Origin of the sequence: Flavobacterium sp. HTF (assembly GCF_003105115.1) — a bacterium.
Classification (GTDB): domain Bacteria; phylum Bacteroidota; class Bacteroidia; order Flavobacteriales; family Flavobacteriaceae; genus Flavobacterium.
Genome location: NZ_QETH01000038.1, coordinates 1 through 16,478, shown reverse-complemented (window position 1 = coordinate 16,478; position 16,478 = coordinate 1). Strand labels below are relative to the sequence as shown.

Here is a 16,478-nt window from a genome sequence, read left to right as displayed (position 1 = left end):
GAAAGATTATAAAATTGCAATAACCAGTCTGCTACTACCTTAGTCCCAACTTACAATTTAGGAATAGTGTTTTCTTTTGGCGCACTTCTTTGCCCTCAAAAATTCTTTTTTCGTAAACAACTGCGTTAAGGTACAAAGATCTGTTGCTAAAAATTTATCCACTTTCTGACCACTATTGAAATGTTCATTTTCGTAGCCTGAATAGATAATATAGTTTTCACCGAGTTTAAAATTCACACCACAATCCCCATTACCCAATCCTGTAAATACAGTTAGCGTATCGGTTTTGATTTCCCCTTTTAACCTTTCAGTAACCAGTATCCGGTATTTGGCTTTTTTAAAGCTAAGCCTGTTTGAATCCTCTGTCAGAAGCGTATCGGTTTGCTGATAGATTTCACGTGAAATTACCTTTCCGACAAACACGACATCTTTGTGCTCCATTTCTTTTCTTATCGATGATTTACCGATACAACTACATGCAAATGAGTAGTGGGTAACCAGGGATAAGAGCGAGATCATTATAAATTTATTCATTGTTTTTTAATTTCTTTAAGGTTACCGATCAGTCCCTGCCGCGATGAGCCCCGAACTGCATTAAGCCCTGTTTTGGGATTCCCATACAAAAAACAGCTATCATTTTGCCTGTTGACCAATTTTCCCTGTACGCGTTATTACCCCAAATGACTTTAATTGACCCTGTTTACTTTAGGTAAGCCAAAATCCGAAGGTAATCCACTGTTACATCACTTCTAAATTCACCAGTTTTCTTTATTAATATTTCGAGTGCCTGCGTATTACTTTTGTCGGAAGGAAAGCTTATCCACTCAATTTCTTTGTATGCTACCCAACCTGGAGTAATTGGTTTTGTGATCATGCCTTCCATAGAATCCTGATAATAGTCCAATTCATAAGTTTCATTCCCTTGAATTATTAACCGTCTGATTTCATCATCATAAATGAGTTTCACATTACAGACATCAAATAGATTATGATTTTTAACAAGCAACCCGATGAGTTTTACCCATTTGGAATTATTCATAAAAGTTGATGAATAATTCCGTTTGATAATTTTATCAATTTTGTCATCCAAAGCCGGTTCATTTTTCATTTTCGCCATTTTAATTTCCTGTAACCTTATGCTGGTACAGCGGGGTTCACCATAATTTAGCTTCTTACAGGCGAATATAGGGAAATATTTTTACCGGAATTTATGCCCCTGGAATTATATTAAAATCATCCTCTAACAGGCTAGCGATTTGAATGTTTTCCCGTTACCGGATTATATGTAACTTTTTTATTCGGATTTTAAAAATACCAGATTTTTATGGCCTGATTTCTAAATGTTAAATTACTGATAATTGTCAGACCGATTTATTTTTAGAATGATTAAATTTGAGAGAACAACTTAATAATCTGATGCAAAATGAAAAAAATATTATTTCCCACCGATTTTTCTGAGGCAGCTACAAATGCATTTGTACATGCCCTGGAATTTGCCAAAATAGTAAATGGCGAACTTATTTTGTTACATACGTTTGAGATTCCGGTTTATGATAGTCAGTTTTTTCCCGAAAATTACGCGTCTATTTACAGTTCGATAGAACTGGCAAAATTTGAGACGTTCAAAGATGAAATTCCAAAATTGAGAACCATTGCAATGGAAAGAAAATTAGAAGATATTGTTATAAAACACCGTTTGATGGATGGTGACTTATTATATAATTTAAAAAATGCAGTTAAGGAAGACCAAATAGATTTTGTTATAATGGGAACAACAGGTGTTTCTGACTGGACCAAATTCTTTCTTGGCTCTAACACCAGTTCTGTCATCTCAGGAGTTGATGTGCCGGTTTTATGCGTTCCGGTTGATGCTAAATTCAAGAAAATTAAAACAATCGGATTTACAACCCGCTATCGTGAAAAAGACAAAAAAGAACTAAAAAAGGTTTTGAAAATTGCTAAGAAAACAGGTGCAAAAGTGAAGAGCCTGTATGTAAAAACCTCTAATTCTGATATTTCAGATGTCACTGTAAAAGAATGGGAAAGAGAGTTTGCAAATGATAATGTCGAATTTCTTGTTTTACCAAGCGATGAAATAAAGGAAACAATACTTGATTTTGTGCTTTATAAAGAAATTGATGTTTTGGCAATGATTACACATAAACGTTCCTTTTTTGAAAGTATTTTTGATTCCAGTTTTACAAAAAAAATGTCAAAAGAAACTTCTGTGCCCGTTTTGATTATGCACGAAGATTAAATTTCCGGGATTTTTAGACCTTTATTTTGTTATCTAAAACCTATATTTGTATTTCATCAAATCAATACAATGGATTCCTATCAAAATAAAGTTACGCAGTATTCCCAACTTTTTAATAAAATCAACAAAAGATACAACAGCATTAGTATTTTACGTCTTTTAAGTGTTTTTCTTTGTTTGCTATTACTCTTTAATTATATCAAAACAAATGAAATCCTTTATGTAATTTCTGCTTTTATATCTTTTGTTGGTTTTCTTTTTTTAATGAGAATACATTCAAAATTATCTTTCAGAAAACAGATTTTTACTGCGATCCTAAAGATTAATGAAAATGAAATTGCTTTTTTAAAAAGAGAAAAACTTCCTTTCGAAAACGGTATTGAGTTTAATGATTTTTATCATCCGTATGCTTACGATTTGGATATTTTCGGAGAGCACTCTTTATTTCAAAATCTGAACAGAACAGCAACTTTCATAGGAAAAAAAACACTTGCTTCCCAATTATTGAGCGTACAGCCAAATCATGTAATCTTAGAAAATCAGGAAGCCATTAATGAATTGAAATCAAAATTAGACTGGAGACAGGATTTTCTGGCTTTGGCAACAATAAGTAATGATTCAAAAGATTCTTATGATTCTATAATTCATTGGACTTCATCTAAAAATAATCCATTACCTAAAGCTTTAGTTTTGCTTTCGGTTATACTTCCAATATTGTTTTTCGGACTTTTAACGGCTTATTTTATAACATCAAAAACAGTTTTACTGTCTTATCTGACTTATGCTTTTATAGCGAATATGATAGTGTTAGGAAAATCATTTAAGCGAATTCAGTCTGAAATTGCCAAAACAGATGACGTTGATAAAATCATTAAACAATATGGCTTATTAGTAGAAAAAATTGAAAGCGAAAAATTCAATTCTAAAAAGCTAACCGATCTGCAACAACAGTTGGTTTTCAATAATGCTAAGGCCAGTTCGCATTTGAAACAGTTATCAGAATTGTTTTCACGAATGGATACGATCAATAATTTTGTTACGGCAATTGTATTCAACGGGACATTTTTATTCAATCTCCATGTACTCAGAGCGCTTTTGAAATGGAAAGATAAATATTCCAGCCAACTTGAAAAGTGGATTACGGTTATTGGTGAATTTGAAGCTTTAAACAGTTTAACCAATTTGGCTTATAATAATCCGGATTTTGTTTTTCCTGAAATTAATTCAGAATACAAAATAGGGTTTAAAAATTTAGCTCACCCATTATTAAATCCGACGAGCAGAGTAGGGAATGATACGCATTTTTATCCGGAATCTTTCATGATTTTAACAGGCTCCAACATGTCAGGAAAGAGTACTTTTCTGAGAAGCCTTGGGGTAAATATGGTTTTGGGAGGAATCGGTTCTGTAGTCTGTGCTTCAGAAGCTAATATGCATCCACTGCAAGTTTTAGTTTCAATGCGGTTGTCAGATTCCTTATCAGATAGTGAATCCTATTTTTTTGCAGAAATTAAACGCTTAAAACAAATCATGGATGCTTTGGATGAAAAACCGGCATTCGTATTGTTGGATGAAATTTTGAGAGGAACAAATTCTGATGACAAACGAAACGGAACAATTGAAGTAGTAAAAAAAATAATAGCAAAAAAAGCTATCGGGGCAATTGCAACACATGATATTGAGGTTTGTCTGACTACCAACGAATATCCTGAAATTTTAACGAATCTATGCTTTGAAGTTGAAATACAGAACAACGATTTGCATTTTGATTATAAACTGCGAAACGGAATCTGTAAAAACAAAAGTGCTACTTTCTTAATGCAGAAAATGGGAGTTATTTGATTTTAGAATGTAGATTTTGAATTTATTTTATTCAGAGCGAATCAAAAGAATCTAAAATCTACATTCTAAAATCTAAAATTTATTTAAGAACTTCTTTAATGGTATTCACAAAAGTTTCAACCGGCTGAGCTCCTGAAACAGCATATTTCCTGTCAAAAACAAAGAAAGGAACTCCTTGTACGCCAATTTGCTGCGCTTCAGAAATATCATTTTGAACGTTGTCTAAGAATAAGTTTTCATCTTTAAGAACTTCCAGCACCTGAATCTGATCTAAACCTGCTTTTACTGCCAATTCTATCAGAGTAGGTCCGTCGTTTAAGTCTCTGCCTTCTGTAAAATAAGCTTTAAAGAAAATTTCTTCCATCTGGTCGCCTAAATTCTTAGTTTTAGCCAATTGGATAATTCTGTGTGCTTCCAGTGAATTGGAAATAACAGCTTGATCGAAATGATAATCAAGACCAACGCTTTTTGCGCGTTCTGTGACACCTTTATGCATTTCTATAGATTGTTCTACTGAAATACCTTTTCTTTCGGCCAGGAACGTAAAAACGTCCTTACCGGATTGAGGTGTAATAGTTGGATCAAGCTGAAAGCTTTTCCACTCAATTTCAAATTCAGCATTTGGGAATTCAGTCAAAGCCGATTCCAATTGTCTTTTTCCGATATAACAAAACGGACACATGATGTCCGACCAAATTTCTATTTTCATATTACAAAGTTAAAGAAAAATTGTTTCAGGTTTTACGTTTGTTTAGAGAGTTTAACCGCAAAGCACGCTAAGTTTTTTGATCAAAATGGTGTTCACAAACGCAAAGTTCGCAAAGCTTTATCTAAACTTTGCGATTAAACTCCACACAAGCCATTCATCTCTAACCTGAAACCTGAAACTTGAAACCTGAAACTTGAAACCTGAAACAAAAAAACACCTTCAAATAAAAAACCGCAACTCTTTATAGGAATTGCGGTTTCTAGGTATAAAAAATGGTTGGTTAATAGCGATATTTTTTTTTACAATGATATATCTTTAATTCTAAACTAAAAAATATCCCTGTAACAAAAAGAAGATTTGATGTTAACTATTTAACATTACAGGCATTACCAACATAGTAACACTTTCGCCTTCTTCTAAACCATCAACAGGAGTAAGGATTCCGGCTCTGTTTGGCAATGACATTTCTAACATAATCATGTCCGATTGCAGGTTTGTAAGCATTTCTGTAAGGAAACGTGAATTAAAGCCAATTTGTAAGTCATCACCTTGATAATCACAAGTTAATCTCTCTTCGGCTTTGTTTGAGTAATCGATATCTTCTGCTGAAACATTCAGTTCTGCTCCGGCTATTTTTAAACGAATCTGGTGTGTAGTTTTGTTTGAGAAAATCGCAACACGACGAACTGAACTTAAAAATAAAGAACGGTCGATCATTAATTTGTTTGGGTTTTCTTTTGGAATTACCGCTTCATAATTTGGGTATTTCCCATCAATTAAACGGCACATCAAGATATAATTGTCAAATGAGAAAGTCGCATTTGAGTCGTTGTATTCAATTTTAACCTCTGCATCAGAACTTCCTAAAATACTTTTTAAAATATTCAAAGGTTTCTTCGGCATAATAAAATCAGCAACCTGAGATGCTTTTACATCTGTACGTGCATATTTTACTAGTTTATGTGCATCTGTAGCTACGAAAATTAATCCTTCTGGTGAGAACTGAAAAAATACTCCCGACATTACCGGACGCAAATCATCATTTCCTGCAGCAAAAATTGTTTTACTTACAGCAGTTGCCAAAACTTCTGCCGGAACCAAAGTTACAGACGGGTCTTCAAGATGAACGGCTTTAGGAAATTCTTCTCCCGCAGCATAAGCTAACGCATATTTTCCTGAATTAGAGCTAATCTCAACTGTATTATTTTCTTCAACTGTAAAAGTTAGAGGCTGTTCAGGAAACGTTTTTAAAATTTCAAGCAAAAGTTTTGCAGGCACGGCTACGCTTCCTTTACTTTTAGAATCGATAGATAAAGTAGCTGACATTGTAGTTTCAAGATCTGACGCAGAAACTGTCAACTCACTGTTATTTAGTTCAAATAAAAAGTTATCTAAAATAGGTAATGTGTTGTTGCTGTTAATAACACTACCTAAAACTTGTAATTGTTTTAATAAGTACGAACTCGATACTATAAATTTCATCTGTTTTATTTTATTTTTTGATATTTCTCCAGCTAATTAAAGCTAAATATATGGATTACAAATATATCGTAAACTATCTAAAGTATTACATTTTTTTATTAACATCTATCTGCTGTATTTTCTTTTTCTTAAGAAAGTAAATACAAGTCCAAAAACCAATAAAGTAAGAATTGGAAGCCCGATAGTTATGAATTGGGTTGTGGTGTAATTTTCGTAAACTTTCTCTTTGTCAAGTAAAGGCAGGTCAAGATCTTTGCTTCTTATGTTAATAAGTCCCGTATCGTCCAGTAAATAATTGATGCAGTTCATCATAAAATCTTTGTTGTCATAAAGATTACCGGTACGTTGATCATAGCCTAATTCTACCGGCATCATATTTTTGTCTAACTGGTTTCGCGCTAAATCACCATCAGAAATCACAATCATTTTTGTTGGTTTTCCTTTGGCTAAAAATGAATTTTCCTTGAAAGGCAAAACACGGTTTTCAAAGGCAGAATGAAAAGAACCTTCTAATAAAACCGAAAGAGGTAAATTTCCTTTATTAATATAATCCTGCGGAGACGTTTTTTCTGTTACAATATTCAGGTTAATTTCAGACGGAGTTCCTATTGTTCTTGAATACTCGGAAGAATGCAGTAATACCGTTTTTTTGATCCCGTTTTTTAAAGTATCAATCGGACTCGCAAAATCGAATTTAATTCCACCCAGATTCTTAACAATCGGATGCTGACTGTCCGGATAAACCTGAGGGGCATACTTCCATATAAATTCCTGATATTGTGTAGCACTTCCTTGTTCGCCTGTTGCCAGTTTTATTGGGCTTCCTTGTTCATCTTTAACCAGATCAGGATTTATTCTGAATCCGTATTTAAAGAACATATCGTTTAGGTTTAAATCTCTCGGATACGCCAGTGTTGCACCAGATTGATTATATAAACTGTCCATATCTGCAGCAACCTGATCTACCAGCCAAAGCGTTTTACCGCCATTCATAATAAACTGGTCTAAAACCTGTTTTTCTTCATCAGAAAAAGTTTCAGTTGGTTTTGAGATAATGGCAAGGTCATATTTTTTAAGCGCTTCTAAACTTCCTGTTGGATTTTTAGCTACAGAATCCAGTGTAAAAGGTCCGATGTAATAGCTTTCTCGAATTTGCATCAGCATTTTGGCAATATGAATTTCATTCATTTCACCATTTCCTTTTATGATCGCAACTTTCTTTTGTTTGTCTTTTGTAATTTTATTGATAGCATCGGCAATAGAATATTCCAAATGCTGGATCGATCCTTTAACTTTTTGCTCAGTTGTGGCACCCATGATGTTTTTCAGCAAAGGGATATTTACTTCTTTGTTGTTATAAACTGCAATTGCCCAGGGAAAAACCATCGCCTGGGATTGTTTTCCTTTATCATCAACTGTTATATTTATGGGTGTAAGTCCTTTTTGAAAAAGAGACTTTGTTAAATCCATACTTTCTTCCTGGTTCTCAAGAGGATTAACGAATTCAAAAACAATGTTACTGTTATAAGCCTGAAATTCTTCCAGTAATTGTCTGGTTTCCTGTTGCAAACGTCTAAAATCTGCAGGAAGATCACCATCCATATAAATCTTAATCGATAACGGATTGTGAACTTGTTTGACAATATTCAAAGAAGTTTCAGACAAAGTGTATCTTTTGTCTTTTGTTAAGTCAAATCTTTGAAAATAAAGACTTCCGAGTATATTTAAAACTATTAAAACGAAAACGGTGATGCCTACTGTTTTGAGGTTTTTTTGAGTGGTTGCTTTCATTAGGCTTTAAAAGATTTTAATTTATAAACAGTAAATGACAGGAATAAAACGGTGATGCTCAAAAAGTAAATAACATCGCGTGTATCTATTACACCACGGCTCATACTCTTAAAATGATCCTGCATTCCAAATGCCGAAATAATACCTGAAAAACCGGGAATTAAAGAAGCCAAACCTTCAAAACCAAAATAAAACAGGAAACATAAAAAAACGGCAATGATAAAAGCAACAATTTGATTTTCTGACAGAGTCGAAGTGAAAATTCCGATTGCAGAATAAGAAGCAATTAGAAATAACAACCCAAAATAAGAACCAATTGTGCTTCCCATATCAATATTACCTTCCGGTAAACCTAAGTTTGAAATTACTTTTACATAAATAAAAGTGGGTACAATTGCCAGAACAATCAATAATAAGGAACCTAAAAACTTACCATTTACAATTTCCCAGACAGATAAGGGTTTGGTTAAAAGCAATTCAAGAGTTCCTTGTTTCTTTTCGTCAGAGAAACTTCTCATAGTAACAGCGGGAATCAGGAAAATTAAAATCCACGGTGCCAATGTGAAAAACGGAGTTAAATCGGCATAACCGGAATTTAAGATATTGTAATCCCCTTCAAAAACCCATAAAAATAGCCCGTTGCTAATTAAGAAAATAGCAATGACCAAATAGCCAATAGGAGAGCCAAAAAAAGATTTTATTTCTCTTAAAATGATTGATTTCATGTAACTTATTTTTGTTTCAAGTTTTTCTTTGTTTCAGGTTTCAAGTTGTTTTGCGAACTTATAAACCTTAGTATTGTAATCTTTGTGTTCTTTGTATCTAAAGTTTCAGGTTTCATGTTTCAAGTTGCTCACTTAACGTGAAACCTGAAACTAATTTAAGCTAACCACTTTATCCACACTCCAGGCTTCTGGTTTTGCATTGAATAATTTCTTTGTAAAATCCCAAACGGTATTAAAAAGTTCCGAGTTTCTGTAATTTTCTAAATCAGTTTCGGTTTCCCAATAACTGTAAGTAAAGAAAATACATTTGTCATTTTTGTCCTGATACAACTCTAAAAAACGATTTCCGTCTGCATTTCGTATTTTGTCTTTTATGGATTCAAAATTCGCCAGAAAATCAGGGATTTTTTCTTCGTGAAAACTCATTTTTACTATTCTGACAAACATGTATTCAATTTTAGATTTAAGACTGTAGATTTTAGATTTTTTGAATGCCTAAAGCTTACAGGTGCGCAAAAATACCAAAATTGATTGTTCTTTTTAATAAAAAATAAAATATTCTAAAATCATAGTTTTTTGAATTGGTATTTCAAATATAGCCCGCGGTTTCAACCGTGGGAACACAATACATATCACGATGCTTACCCTAATTTATCCCCACGGTTAAAACCGCGGGCTATGTTATAATGCAATGAATATTTTTCTTATTTCTAATGTAAAAGACAATAAATATGATTGTAAATCTGCTGAATCAGCGGAATCTGCGGACCATTAATTTAAAATTAAGAAAACTTAATCGTAATTACATCACGATAATTCAATCCCAGTAAACTATTAGCAGAGCCAACTTTCGAAGGATTACTTCTAAAAATAGCAATTTCAAGGAAACCGGCTTCATTAAAAATAGCGAGTTTTTCGCCTTCATAGGTTTTAATCGGATATTTGTCTGAAGTAGCAATAGCCGAATAATTAGGCAGAATGGTTTTGATGCTTTTTGGCTGCATTACAATTTCATACGGACGACCTTTGGCCACTTCTAAAAATTGTTGTTTCGAAATATTTGTTACAACGTTTCCGAAATGATCGATATAAATAATATACCCTTTTATCGAATTTCCGTCTGCAGCTAACACAGCCTGTAATTCTGTTGCTTCTTTAACCGCAGGGATTTCTTTTCCAATCACATTCAATAAGCCGCCTTTGGCAATATGACACGCCACCTGAATAAATATATCCAAATCAGTCGATTCTGCCGGAAAACGATCATGAATGTTTATAGCTACAATTTTTTGCGGAACAATTTTCTGCGTAAGCATACTCAGGATTCCGTTATCGGCACAAATAAAATAATGATCATTCCACTGCATCGCAATGTGCTGGTTTTCTTTATTACGTTCAATATCAACACCAATCAGATGTACCGTTCCTTTTGGAAAACTCAGATAGGAGGCACCAATAATATAACTTGCTTCGGCCGTATTGAAAGGATCAATATCGTGCGAAATGTCAATTATTTGAACTTCTGATAGTTCTGATAAGATTTTACCCTTCAGCGAACCAACAAAGTGGTCTTTCAGTCCGTAGTCTGTAGTAAGGGTAATTATTGACATCATTTTGTTTATAACTATTGATAGTATTTAAATCTAATTTTCATTAAATTTGAGAAATGCAAAGCTAGTAATAGTAAATACAAATTGAAAGAAAGAAAAGACAATTTGTGTTTTTTAAAATAATCGACCGTTACAGTAAACTCAGTTGCAGTTATAAAGCTGAAAACCGTAACCTCAAAAAAGACCCGACAGTTACTATTATAATAAACTGAATAAATTTAATTTAAAACTACTTCATTTGAACGAAAGAATAATTGAGCTAATTGACATCGCACCAAAAGAGTTTTGGGGCGCTCACGACAGCCATCTTGAAATAATCAAAAAGTATTACCCGAAGCTTAAAATAGTAGCGCGAGGGACAACCTTAAAGGCATTTGGCGAAAAAGAAGTCTTAGACGAATTCGAAAAAAGATTTCAGAGATTAATGCTCCATTTTACCCGATATAATAACATAGATGATAATGTAATCGAACGTGTTATTATGAGTGATGGTCAGGATGAAAAAAGAGCATATGATCATGACAAAATATTAGTTCATGGTGTTGGTGGCAAAATAATTAAAGCCATGACACCCAATCAGCAGCTGTTGGTAGATACCATCAAAAAAAATGATATGGTATTTGCGGTTGGTCCGGCCGGAACGGGAAAAACGTATACGGGTGTGGCAATGGCGGTAAAAATGCTGAAAGATAAGGAAGTAAAAAGAATCATATTAACGCGACCAGCAGTAGAAGCAGGGGAGAATCTTGGATTTTTACCTGGTGATATGAAAGAAAAACTGGATCCTTATATGCAGCCGCTTTACGATGCCCTACGCGATATGCTGCCCAACGAAAAACTCGAAGATTACATTTTAAAAGGAATTATTCAGATTGCGCCATTGGCTTTTATGCGTGGGCGAACGCTAGACAATGCCTTTGTAATTCTGGATGAAGCACAAAACACAACACATTCGCAAATGAAAATGTTTCTGACGCGTATGGGTAAAAATGCTAAATTTATGATTACAGGTGATCCCGGACAGGTTGATTTACCACGCAGAACGATTTCCGGTCTTAAAGAAGCACTTTTGGTCCTAAAAGACATTGACGGAATCGGAATCATTTATCTTGATGATAAGGATATAGTGCGTCACAGATTAGTGAAAAAAGTAATTGATGCTTATAAACAAATAGAAAATCACGATTAATTAATTATAGTGAAATGTTAAATGTAAATCGTGAATTGTGTTTTAATATTTATTAATATTCGTTTTGTGCTTATTCTTTTTGAAAGGTGCAAAACGAATATTTTTTTTTGATTTAATAATTTACGACTTTAATTAATCATGACAGGTAGACTATCAATTTTTTTATTATTTTTTGTTTTGATTTCGTGTACTAAAAAGCCTGTTTTGGCTAATAAATTTGTGGGCAATTGGTATGATACAGAATATATAGTTCCAGTGAAAGCTATATTAAAAATTAAAAAAGACAGTTCGTTTACTTATAAAAGCGCAGGATGTGATTGGAGGGTATTTTCAAAAGGAAAATGGAAAATGATTGGCGATTCTATCGAATTAACTAGTATAAATAGTGATACTTGTTATAGAATAATGCCATTTGTATTTTTGCACACCTTTTTCAGAGCATGACCGAAATTTAATTACAATTCCAAATTGTAATCCAAATGATGATGCTGGTTTTGTAAGCTTTTCAAAAGAAATATTTTATATCAAAAATGATTCTTTATATTATAAATTAAAAAAAGAATCAAAATGTCCTGACACGCTTGAAATTATTTATGCACGAACTAAAAAATAAGAAAAAATATTCCTAAATGAAAGAACTGGACAATTTCTACGAAAAACAAGAAGAACCAATAAGGGAAGTTTTGCTTTCATTAAAAGAAATTATTCTGCGTCAGGACAAAGACATTACAAATGCTCTGAAATATGGAATGCCATTTTTTTGCTACAAAGAAAAAATGTTCTGCTATTTGTTGATTCACAAAAAACTTAAACAGCCTTATATCGGAATTGTGGAAGGAAAACATTTTGATGAACCTTTTTTAATACAGGAAAAACGTTCGAGAATGAAAATTATGATGTTCGATTCGGAGAAAGATTTGCCTTTGGAACAAATTGAATCAGTTATTCAAAAAGCCCTGAATTTATACAAATCGGGAATTGTTAAAATCTAATCTGAATACTAAACAGAATTTAATGAAATAGTTAAATAAATAATAAACTTGCCTTATTTAGGGGTTTCAGATCAATATAACTTTGCTCTTTCGGGCATAAAATTGTAAATTTGCCTATCATAAATACTTGATTATTAATATGACAAAATTAAAAAATATAAAAGTTGTAGTGAGCGATTTAGACGGAACCTTACTTAACACCAATCACAGAATTTCAGATTATACCAAATCAATTTTTCAGGAACTTCACAATCAAAATTATCTTATTGTTGTAGCCACAGGGCGTCATCATCTTGATGCTATGGCTATTATCGAAAAACTCGAAGTACCGGTTTACTTAGTAAGTTCAAACGGAGCCAGAATACATTCACCTGAAAAAGAAGAACTTTTTGCGTTTAACTTAGACAGTGATGTAGTAAAAGCGGCTTTGAATGTTGAAATCGATCCTGAAATTACAGTAGTTTTATTTAAGGAAAATGTATGGCAGACCAATAAAATAAGCGAAAGGCTTAATGCTTTTCAGGAAGAATTAAAATACCGTCCTGAACTGGTTGATTATAAAGCCCTGGAGGATTTTGGAGCAATTAAAATTTTCTTTTCATGTGAGAATCATGAAAAGCTCGTAAAACTAAAAGATGCTATTTTGGCCAATTCATCTGAACATTTGCACCATGCTTTTAGTTTACCAACCTGTTTAGAGTTTATGGATAAATCGATAGATAAGGCTGTTGCAATTGAAACAGTGCTGGAAAAAGAAGGCTTTACATTAGCAGAAGCAGTATCGTTTGGAGATGGTTTTAATGATTTGCAAATGCTTTCAGTATCAGGAAAAGGCCTGATTATGGGAAATGCTCCCGCATTACTAAAAGAGACTTTACCAAATTTGGAAGTAATTAAAACAAATGCCGAAGATGGTGTTGCCCGTTATATTGCATCAAAAATTCTGGACAAAGAATTAGCATAACTTTTAGCCACTAATTGTACAAATTTCCACTAATTTTTAAAAGCTTCAATTTAGTTTTTACATAAAAATATTCGTGGAAATTTGTGTAATGCGTGGGGAACTTTAAATAAAAAGACCTTTTAATCTTCTTGTTAGTATCCCTTAATAACAGGATTTTATCGTATTTCTAAATTTATCTCTTTATTTTAGTAGTGTAACTCTCTGAAATAATTTTAAATTTGCATTCATAAAAAACAACACAACAAATCAGATGAGCAATACAATCACAACTACAAATTTTAATTTTCCGAACCAGAAATCAGTTTACCGTGGAAAAGTTAGAGAAGTTTACAACATAAACGACGAACTTTTAGTAATGGTAGCAACCGACAGGCTTTCGGCTTTTGATGTAGTTTTACCAAAAGGAATTCCGTATAAAGGACAGATTTTAAATCAAATCGCAACAAAATTTATGGAATTGACTGAAGATATTGTACCAAACTGGTTAATCGCAACTCCTGATCCAAACGTTGCTGTTGGTCATTTGTGCGATCCTTTTAAAGTTGAAATGGTTATACGTGGATATGTTTCAGGTCATGCTGCGCGTGAATATGCTGCAGGAAAAAGACAAATTTGCGGGGTTACAATGGCAGAAGGCTTAAAGGAAAATGATAAATTCCCGGAACCAATTATTACACCTACCACAAAAGCGGATAATGGTTCTCATGACGAAGATATTTCCCGAGAAGATATTTTATCAAAAGGAATTGTTTCTGAAGAAGATTATGTGGTTTTAGAAAAATTTACACGCGATTTATTTCAAAGAGGAACTGAAATTGCTGCTTCACGCGGTTTAATTTTAGTAGATACAAAATATGAGTTCGGAAAAACAAAAGACGGTGTTATCGTTTTAATTGATGAAATTCATACTCCGGATTCTTCCCGTTATTTTTATGCTGACGGATATCAGGAAAGACAGGAAAAAGGAGAGGAGCAAAAGCAATTATCTAAAGAGTTTGTGCGTCGATGGCTGATCGAAAACGGTTTTCAGGGTCAGGAAGGACAACAAATTCCGGAAATGACAGACGCTTATATTGAATCTGTTTCTGAAAGATATATCGAATTGTATGAGAATATTTTAGGAGAAAAATTTGTAAAGGCCGATATTGCTAATATTGATCAACGTATTGATAAAAACGTATTAGATTACCTTTCTTCAAAATAGTAATTTTCAGGTTTAAACTAATTATTTAAACCATGAAATTTATCCCAAATAAAAAAAATGTCCTGTTATTTATTTTTATAATGACAGGACATTTTCTTTCTGCTCAAATTGATAAAAGAGCCACAACAGAAACCAGGAATTTATATAAGAATCTAAAATCCATATCAAAAAAACATATTTTATTCGGACATCAACATGCACTGGAATATGGACATGGCTGGTCGAATGAAGCCAATAGATCTGACGTAAAATCGGTAACGGGTTCTCATCCTGCTGTTATTGGAATTGATTTTAGCAGTTTTTCGGGACATTCCAAAGAGGAAATTGAAAAAACAAAAGAAATTTTAAGAAAGAATGTAATCGATACTTATGAGCGAGGAGGAATTACAACAGTTTCCTGGCATTTTTTAAATCCCGTTTCTCAGGGAAGTTTTTATTGGAAAGATTCCGTTTCTGTTGCAGCAATGGAATTGATTAAACCTAATGGTTCTCATCACCAGCAATACAAAGAAATTTTAAAAACAATTGCTGATTTTGCAAATTCTGTAAAAGGAAAAAACGGAACATTAGCACCGATGATTTTCAGGCCTTATCATGAATTTGACGGAGATTGGTTTTGGTGGGGAAAAAAATATACTTCACGGGAAGATTTTATAGCCGTCTGGCAATTTACTGTTTCTTATCTGAGAGATACATTGGGCGTGCATAATTTTATTTATGCTTTTTCTCCGGACAACAAATTTAGTTCAGAAACCGAATATTCAGAGCGCTATCCGGGTGACGATTACGTAGACATGCTGGGTATGGATGATTATGCTGATTTTGGAAGGGATGGAAAATATGATTTGAAAGCAGGTGTTAAGAAACTGAAAATAATATCGGATCTGGCTATTAAAAAAAATAAAATAGCTGCATTTACAGAAACCGGATTAGAATCTATTCCAAACCCGCACTGGTGGACAGAAATTTTATTAAAATCTTTAAAATCAGAAAAACTTCAGCTTGCTTATGTTCTGGTTTGGAGAAATGATAAAACAAGTCCTACACATTTTTACGCTCCGTTTCCTGAGCAAATCAGCGTACCCGATTTCATCAAATTTTATGACGATCCTTATACCTTGTTTGAAAATGATTTGAAAAATATTTACAGTAAAAAGTTTAAACTTTAAATATTTATAAAGCATAAAAAGGCGCAATTCAGTAAATCTGGATTGCGCTTTTTTTTTGTTTTTAACTTTTTCGGAATCTGGTGCAACCTATTCAGATTTTTAGTCGTCTAAAGTTATAATATAAAAATCATCATCATCAATCATTAAACAAACAATCATCATGAAAAAATCATTAATTACCGCAGTAGCTTTTTTGCTGGCATCTGCAAATGCATCAATAGCTTCCAATTGCATATCATCAGGTAATAATCAAACTGAGTTTTCGGCATTCATTAAATCACCATTGCATTTGGCTATAAGCAAGGGAGATATTGAAACCGTTAGAAGATTTATCAAATATGGCGTTGATGTCAATAAGATGTCAAAAGACATGACACCGCTAATGGTTGCAGCACGTTATAATGAAGTGGAAATCATGAAAATTTTACTGGCAAATGGTGCTAAAGCTTTTAGAAAAATGAAAGAGGTTATACAGCGCTCAATTATGCTGAATTTTCTAATGCAAAGGAGGCCATTGTTATTCTGAAGCATATGAAGTGATAAT

At 33.1% G+C, this 16,478-nt stretch carries 16 protein-coding genes; 8 read left to right on the top strand and 8 right to left on the bottom strand.

Translation table 11 applies throughout. The annotated features are described in order from the left end of the window. Positions 1-57 precede the first annotated feature (57 nt). Positions 58-534, bottom strand: a complete 477-nt coding sequence (locus tag DCO46_RS12775) for a hypothetical protein (RefSeq protein WP_116752915.1) — start codon at positions 532-534, stop codon at positions 58-60. Positions 535-700: 166 nt separating this feature from the next. Further along, positions 701-1,108 (bottom strand): hypothetical protein, encoded by a 408-nt coding sequence (locus DCO46_RS12770; protein ID WP_124019562.1) that lies wholly within the window; start codon positions 1,106-1,108, stop codon positions 701-703. Between the two features lie 315 nt (positions 1,109-1,423). On the opposite strand from DCO46_RS12770, the gene DCO46_RS12765 reads away from it, so the two are divergent. Continuing rightward, positions 1,424-2,257, top strand: a complete 834-nt coding sequence (locus DCO46_RS12765; protein ID WP_116752913.1) for a universal stress protein — start codon at positions 1,424-1,426, stop codon at positions 2,255-2,257. Between the two features lie 69 nt (positions 2,258-2,326). Next, positions 2,327-4,099, top strand: a complete 1,773-nt coding sequence (locus tag DCO46_RS12760) for a MutS-related protein (RefSeq protein WP_116752912.1) — start codon at positions 2,327-2,329, stop codon at positions 4,097-4,099. Between the two features lie 79 nt (positions 4,100-4,178). Here DCO46_RS12760 and DCO46_RS12755 read toward each other — a convergent pair whose 3' ends face one another. The 6 genes from DCO46_RS12755 to DCO46_RS12730 all read right to left on the bottom strand — a co-directional run bounded on the left by DCO46_RS12755 (position 4,179) and on the right by DCO46_RS12730 (position 10,416). After that, entirely contained in the window at positions 4,179-4,808 is a 630-nt protein-coding gene (locus tag DCO46_RS12755; protein WP_116752911.1) for a DsbA family protein, read from the bottom strand. A gap of 363 nt (positions 4,809-5,171) precedes the next feature. Then, entirely contained in the window at positions 5,172-6,290 is a 1,119-nt protein-coding gene (gene dnaN / locus DCO46_RS12750; protein WP_116752910.1) for a DNA polymerase III subunit beta, read from the bottom strand. Positions 6,291-6,395: 105 nt separating this feature from the next. Beyond that, complete coding sequence (gldG, locus tag DCO46_RS12745; protein WP_116752909.1) at positions 6,396-8,081, bottom strand: gliding motility-associated ABC transporter substrate-binding protein GldG; 1,686 nt, start codon at positions 8,079-8,081, stop codon at positions 6,396-6,398. Beyond that, positions 8,081-8,806, bottom strand: coding sequence for a gliding motility-associated ABC transporter permease subunit GldF (gene gldF / locus DCO46_RS12740; protein ID WP_116752908.1), 726 nt, complete (start codon positions 8,804-8,806; stop codon positions 8,081-8,083). Before gldF ends, gldG begins: the two co-directional genes overlap by 1 nt. A 150-nt stretch (positions 8,807-8,956) precedes the next feature. Continuing rightward, positions 8,957-9,253 carry a putative quinol monooxygenase gene (locus DCO46_RS12735; protein ID WP_116752907.1) on the bottom strand — a complete coding sequence of 99 codons (297 nt, stop codon included), beginning with the start codon at positions 9,251-9,253 and terminating at the stop codon, positions 8,957-8,959. Between the two features lie 335 nt (positions 9,254-9,588). After that, a complete protein-coding gene (locus tag DCO46_RS12730; RefSeq protein ID WP_116752906.1) occupies positions 9,589-10,416 on the bottom strand; it encodes an S-adenosyl-l-methionine hydroxide adenosyltransferase family protein in 828 nt (275 codons plus the stop codon). Between the two features lie 238 nt (positions 10,417-10,654). Between DCO46_RS12730 and DCO46_RS12725 the strand changes: the two genes are divergently transcribed. The 6 genes from DCO46_RS12725 (at position 10,655) to DCO46_RS12690 (ending at position 16,460) form a co-directional block, all read left to right on the top strand. Continuing rightward, positions 10,655-11,605, top strand: a complete 951-nt coding sequence (locus tag DCO46_RS12725; protein ID WP_116752905.1) for a PhoH family protein — start codon at positions 10,655-10,657, stop codon at positions 11,603-11,605. Between the two features lie 629 nt (positions 11,606-12,234). Continuing rightward, on the top strand, positions 12,235-12,597 hold the full coding sequence (locus DCO46_RS12710) for a DUF1801 domain-containing protein (protein WP_116752902.1): 363 nt from the start codon (positions 12,235-12,237) through the stop codon (positions 12,595-12,597). 139 nt (positions 12,598-12,736) lie between these two features. Continuing rightward, positions 12,737-13,561 (top strand): Cof-type HAD-IIB family hydrolase, encoded by an 825-nt coding sequence (locus DCO46_RS12705; protein ID WP_116752901.1) that lies wholly within the window; start codon positions 12,737-12,739, stop codon positions 13,559-13,561. Between the two features lie 250 nt (positions 13,562-13,811). Beyond that, positions 13,812-14,765, top strand: coding sequence for a phosphoribosylaminoimidazolesuccinocarboxamide synthase (locus DCO46_RS12700; protein WP_116752900.1), 954 nt, complete (start codon positions 13,812-13,814; stop codon positions 14,763-14,765). Between the two features lie 32 nt (positions 14,766-14,797). Further along, on the top strand, positions 14,798-15,934 hold the full coding sequence (locus DCO46_RS12695) for a glycoside hydrolase family 26 protein (protein WP_116752899.1): 1,137 nt from the start codon (positions 14,798-14,800) through the stop codon (positions 15,932-15,934). Positions 15,935-16,094: 160 nt separating this feature from the next. Further along, complete coding sequence (locus tag DCO46_RS12690; RefSeq protein ID WP_243416308.1) at positions 16,095-16,460, top strand: ankyrin repeat domain-containing protein; 366 nt, start codon at positions 16,095-16,097, stop codon at positions 16,458-16,460. Positions 16,461-16,478: the final 18 nt, after the last annotated feature.

What these genes read in the sequence shown, in the direction of transcription:
- DCO46_RS12775 (WP_116752915.1), bottom strand. Translation starts at nt 534, where the DNA reads ATGAATAAATTTATAATGATCTCGCTCTTATCCCTGGTTACCCACTAC.
- DCO46_RS12770 (WP_124019562.1), bottom strand. Translation starts at nt 1,108, where the DNA reads ATGAAAAATGAACCGGCTTTGGATGACAAAATTGATAAAATTATCAAA.
- DCO46_RS12765 (WP_116752913.1), top strand. Translation starts at nt 1,424, where the DNA reads ATGAAAAAAATATTATTTCCCACCGATTTTTCTGAGGCAGCTACAAAT.
- DCO46_RS12760 (WP_116752912.1), top strand. Translation starts at nt 2,327, where the DNA reads ATGGATTCCTATCAAAATAAAGTTACGCAGTATTCCCAACTTTTTAAT.
- DCO46_RS12755 (WP_116752911.1), bottom strand. Translation starts at nt 4,808, where the DNA reads ATGAAAATAGAAATTTGGTCGGACATCATGTGTCCGTTTTGTTATATC.
- dnaN (WP_116752910.1), bottom strand. Translation starts at nt 6,290, where the DNA reads ATGAAATTTATAGTATCGAGTTCGTACTTATTAAAACAATTACAAGTT.
- gldG (WP_116752909.1), bottom strand. Translation starts at nt 8,081, where the DNA reads ATGAAAGCAACCACTCAAAAAAACCTCAAAACAGTAGGCATCACCGTT.
- gldF (WP_116752908.1), bottom strand. Translation starts at nt 8,806, where the DNA reads ATGAAATCAATCATTTTAAGAGAAATAAAATCTTTTTTTGGCTCTCCT.
- DCO46_RS12735 (WP_116752907.1), bottom strand. Translation starts at nt 9,253, where the DNA reads ATGTTTGTCAGAATAGTAAAAATGAGTTTTCACGAAGAAAAAATCCCT.
- DCO46_RS12730 (WP_116752906.1), bottom strand. Translation starts at nt 10,416, where the DNA reads ATGTCAATAATTACCCTTACTACAGACTACGGACTGAAAGACCACTTT.
- DCO46_RS12710 (WP_116752902.1), top strand. Translation starts at nt 12,235, where the DNA reads ATGAAAGAACTGGACAATTTCTACGAAAAACAAGAAGAACCAATAAGG.
- DCO46_RS12705 (WP_116752901.1), top strand. Translation starts at nt 12,737, where the DNA reads ATGACAAAATTAAAAAATATAAAAGTTGTAGTGAGCGATTTAGACGGA.
- DCO46_RS12700 (WP_116752900.1), top strand. Translation starts at nt 13,812, where the DNA reads ATGAGCAATACAATCACAACTACAAATTTTAATTTTCCGAACCAGAAA.
- DCO46_RS12695 (WP_116752899.1), top strand. Translation starts at nt 14,798, where the DNA reads ATGAAATTTATCCCAAATAAAAAAAATGTCCTGTTATTTATTTTTATA.
- DCO46_RS12690 (WP_243416308.1), top strand. Translation starts at nt 16,095, where the DNA reads ATGAAAAAATCATTAATTACCGCAGTAGCTTTTTTGCTGGCATCTGCA.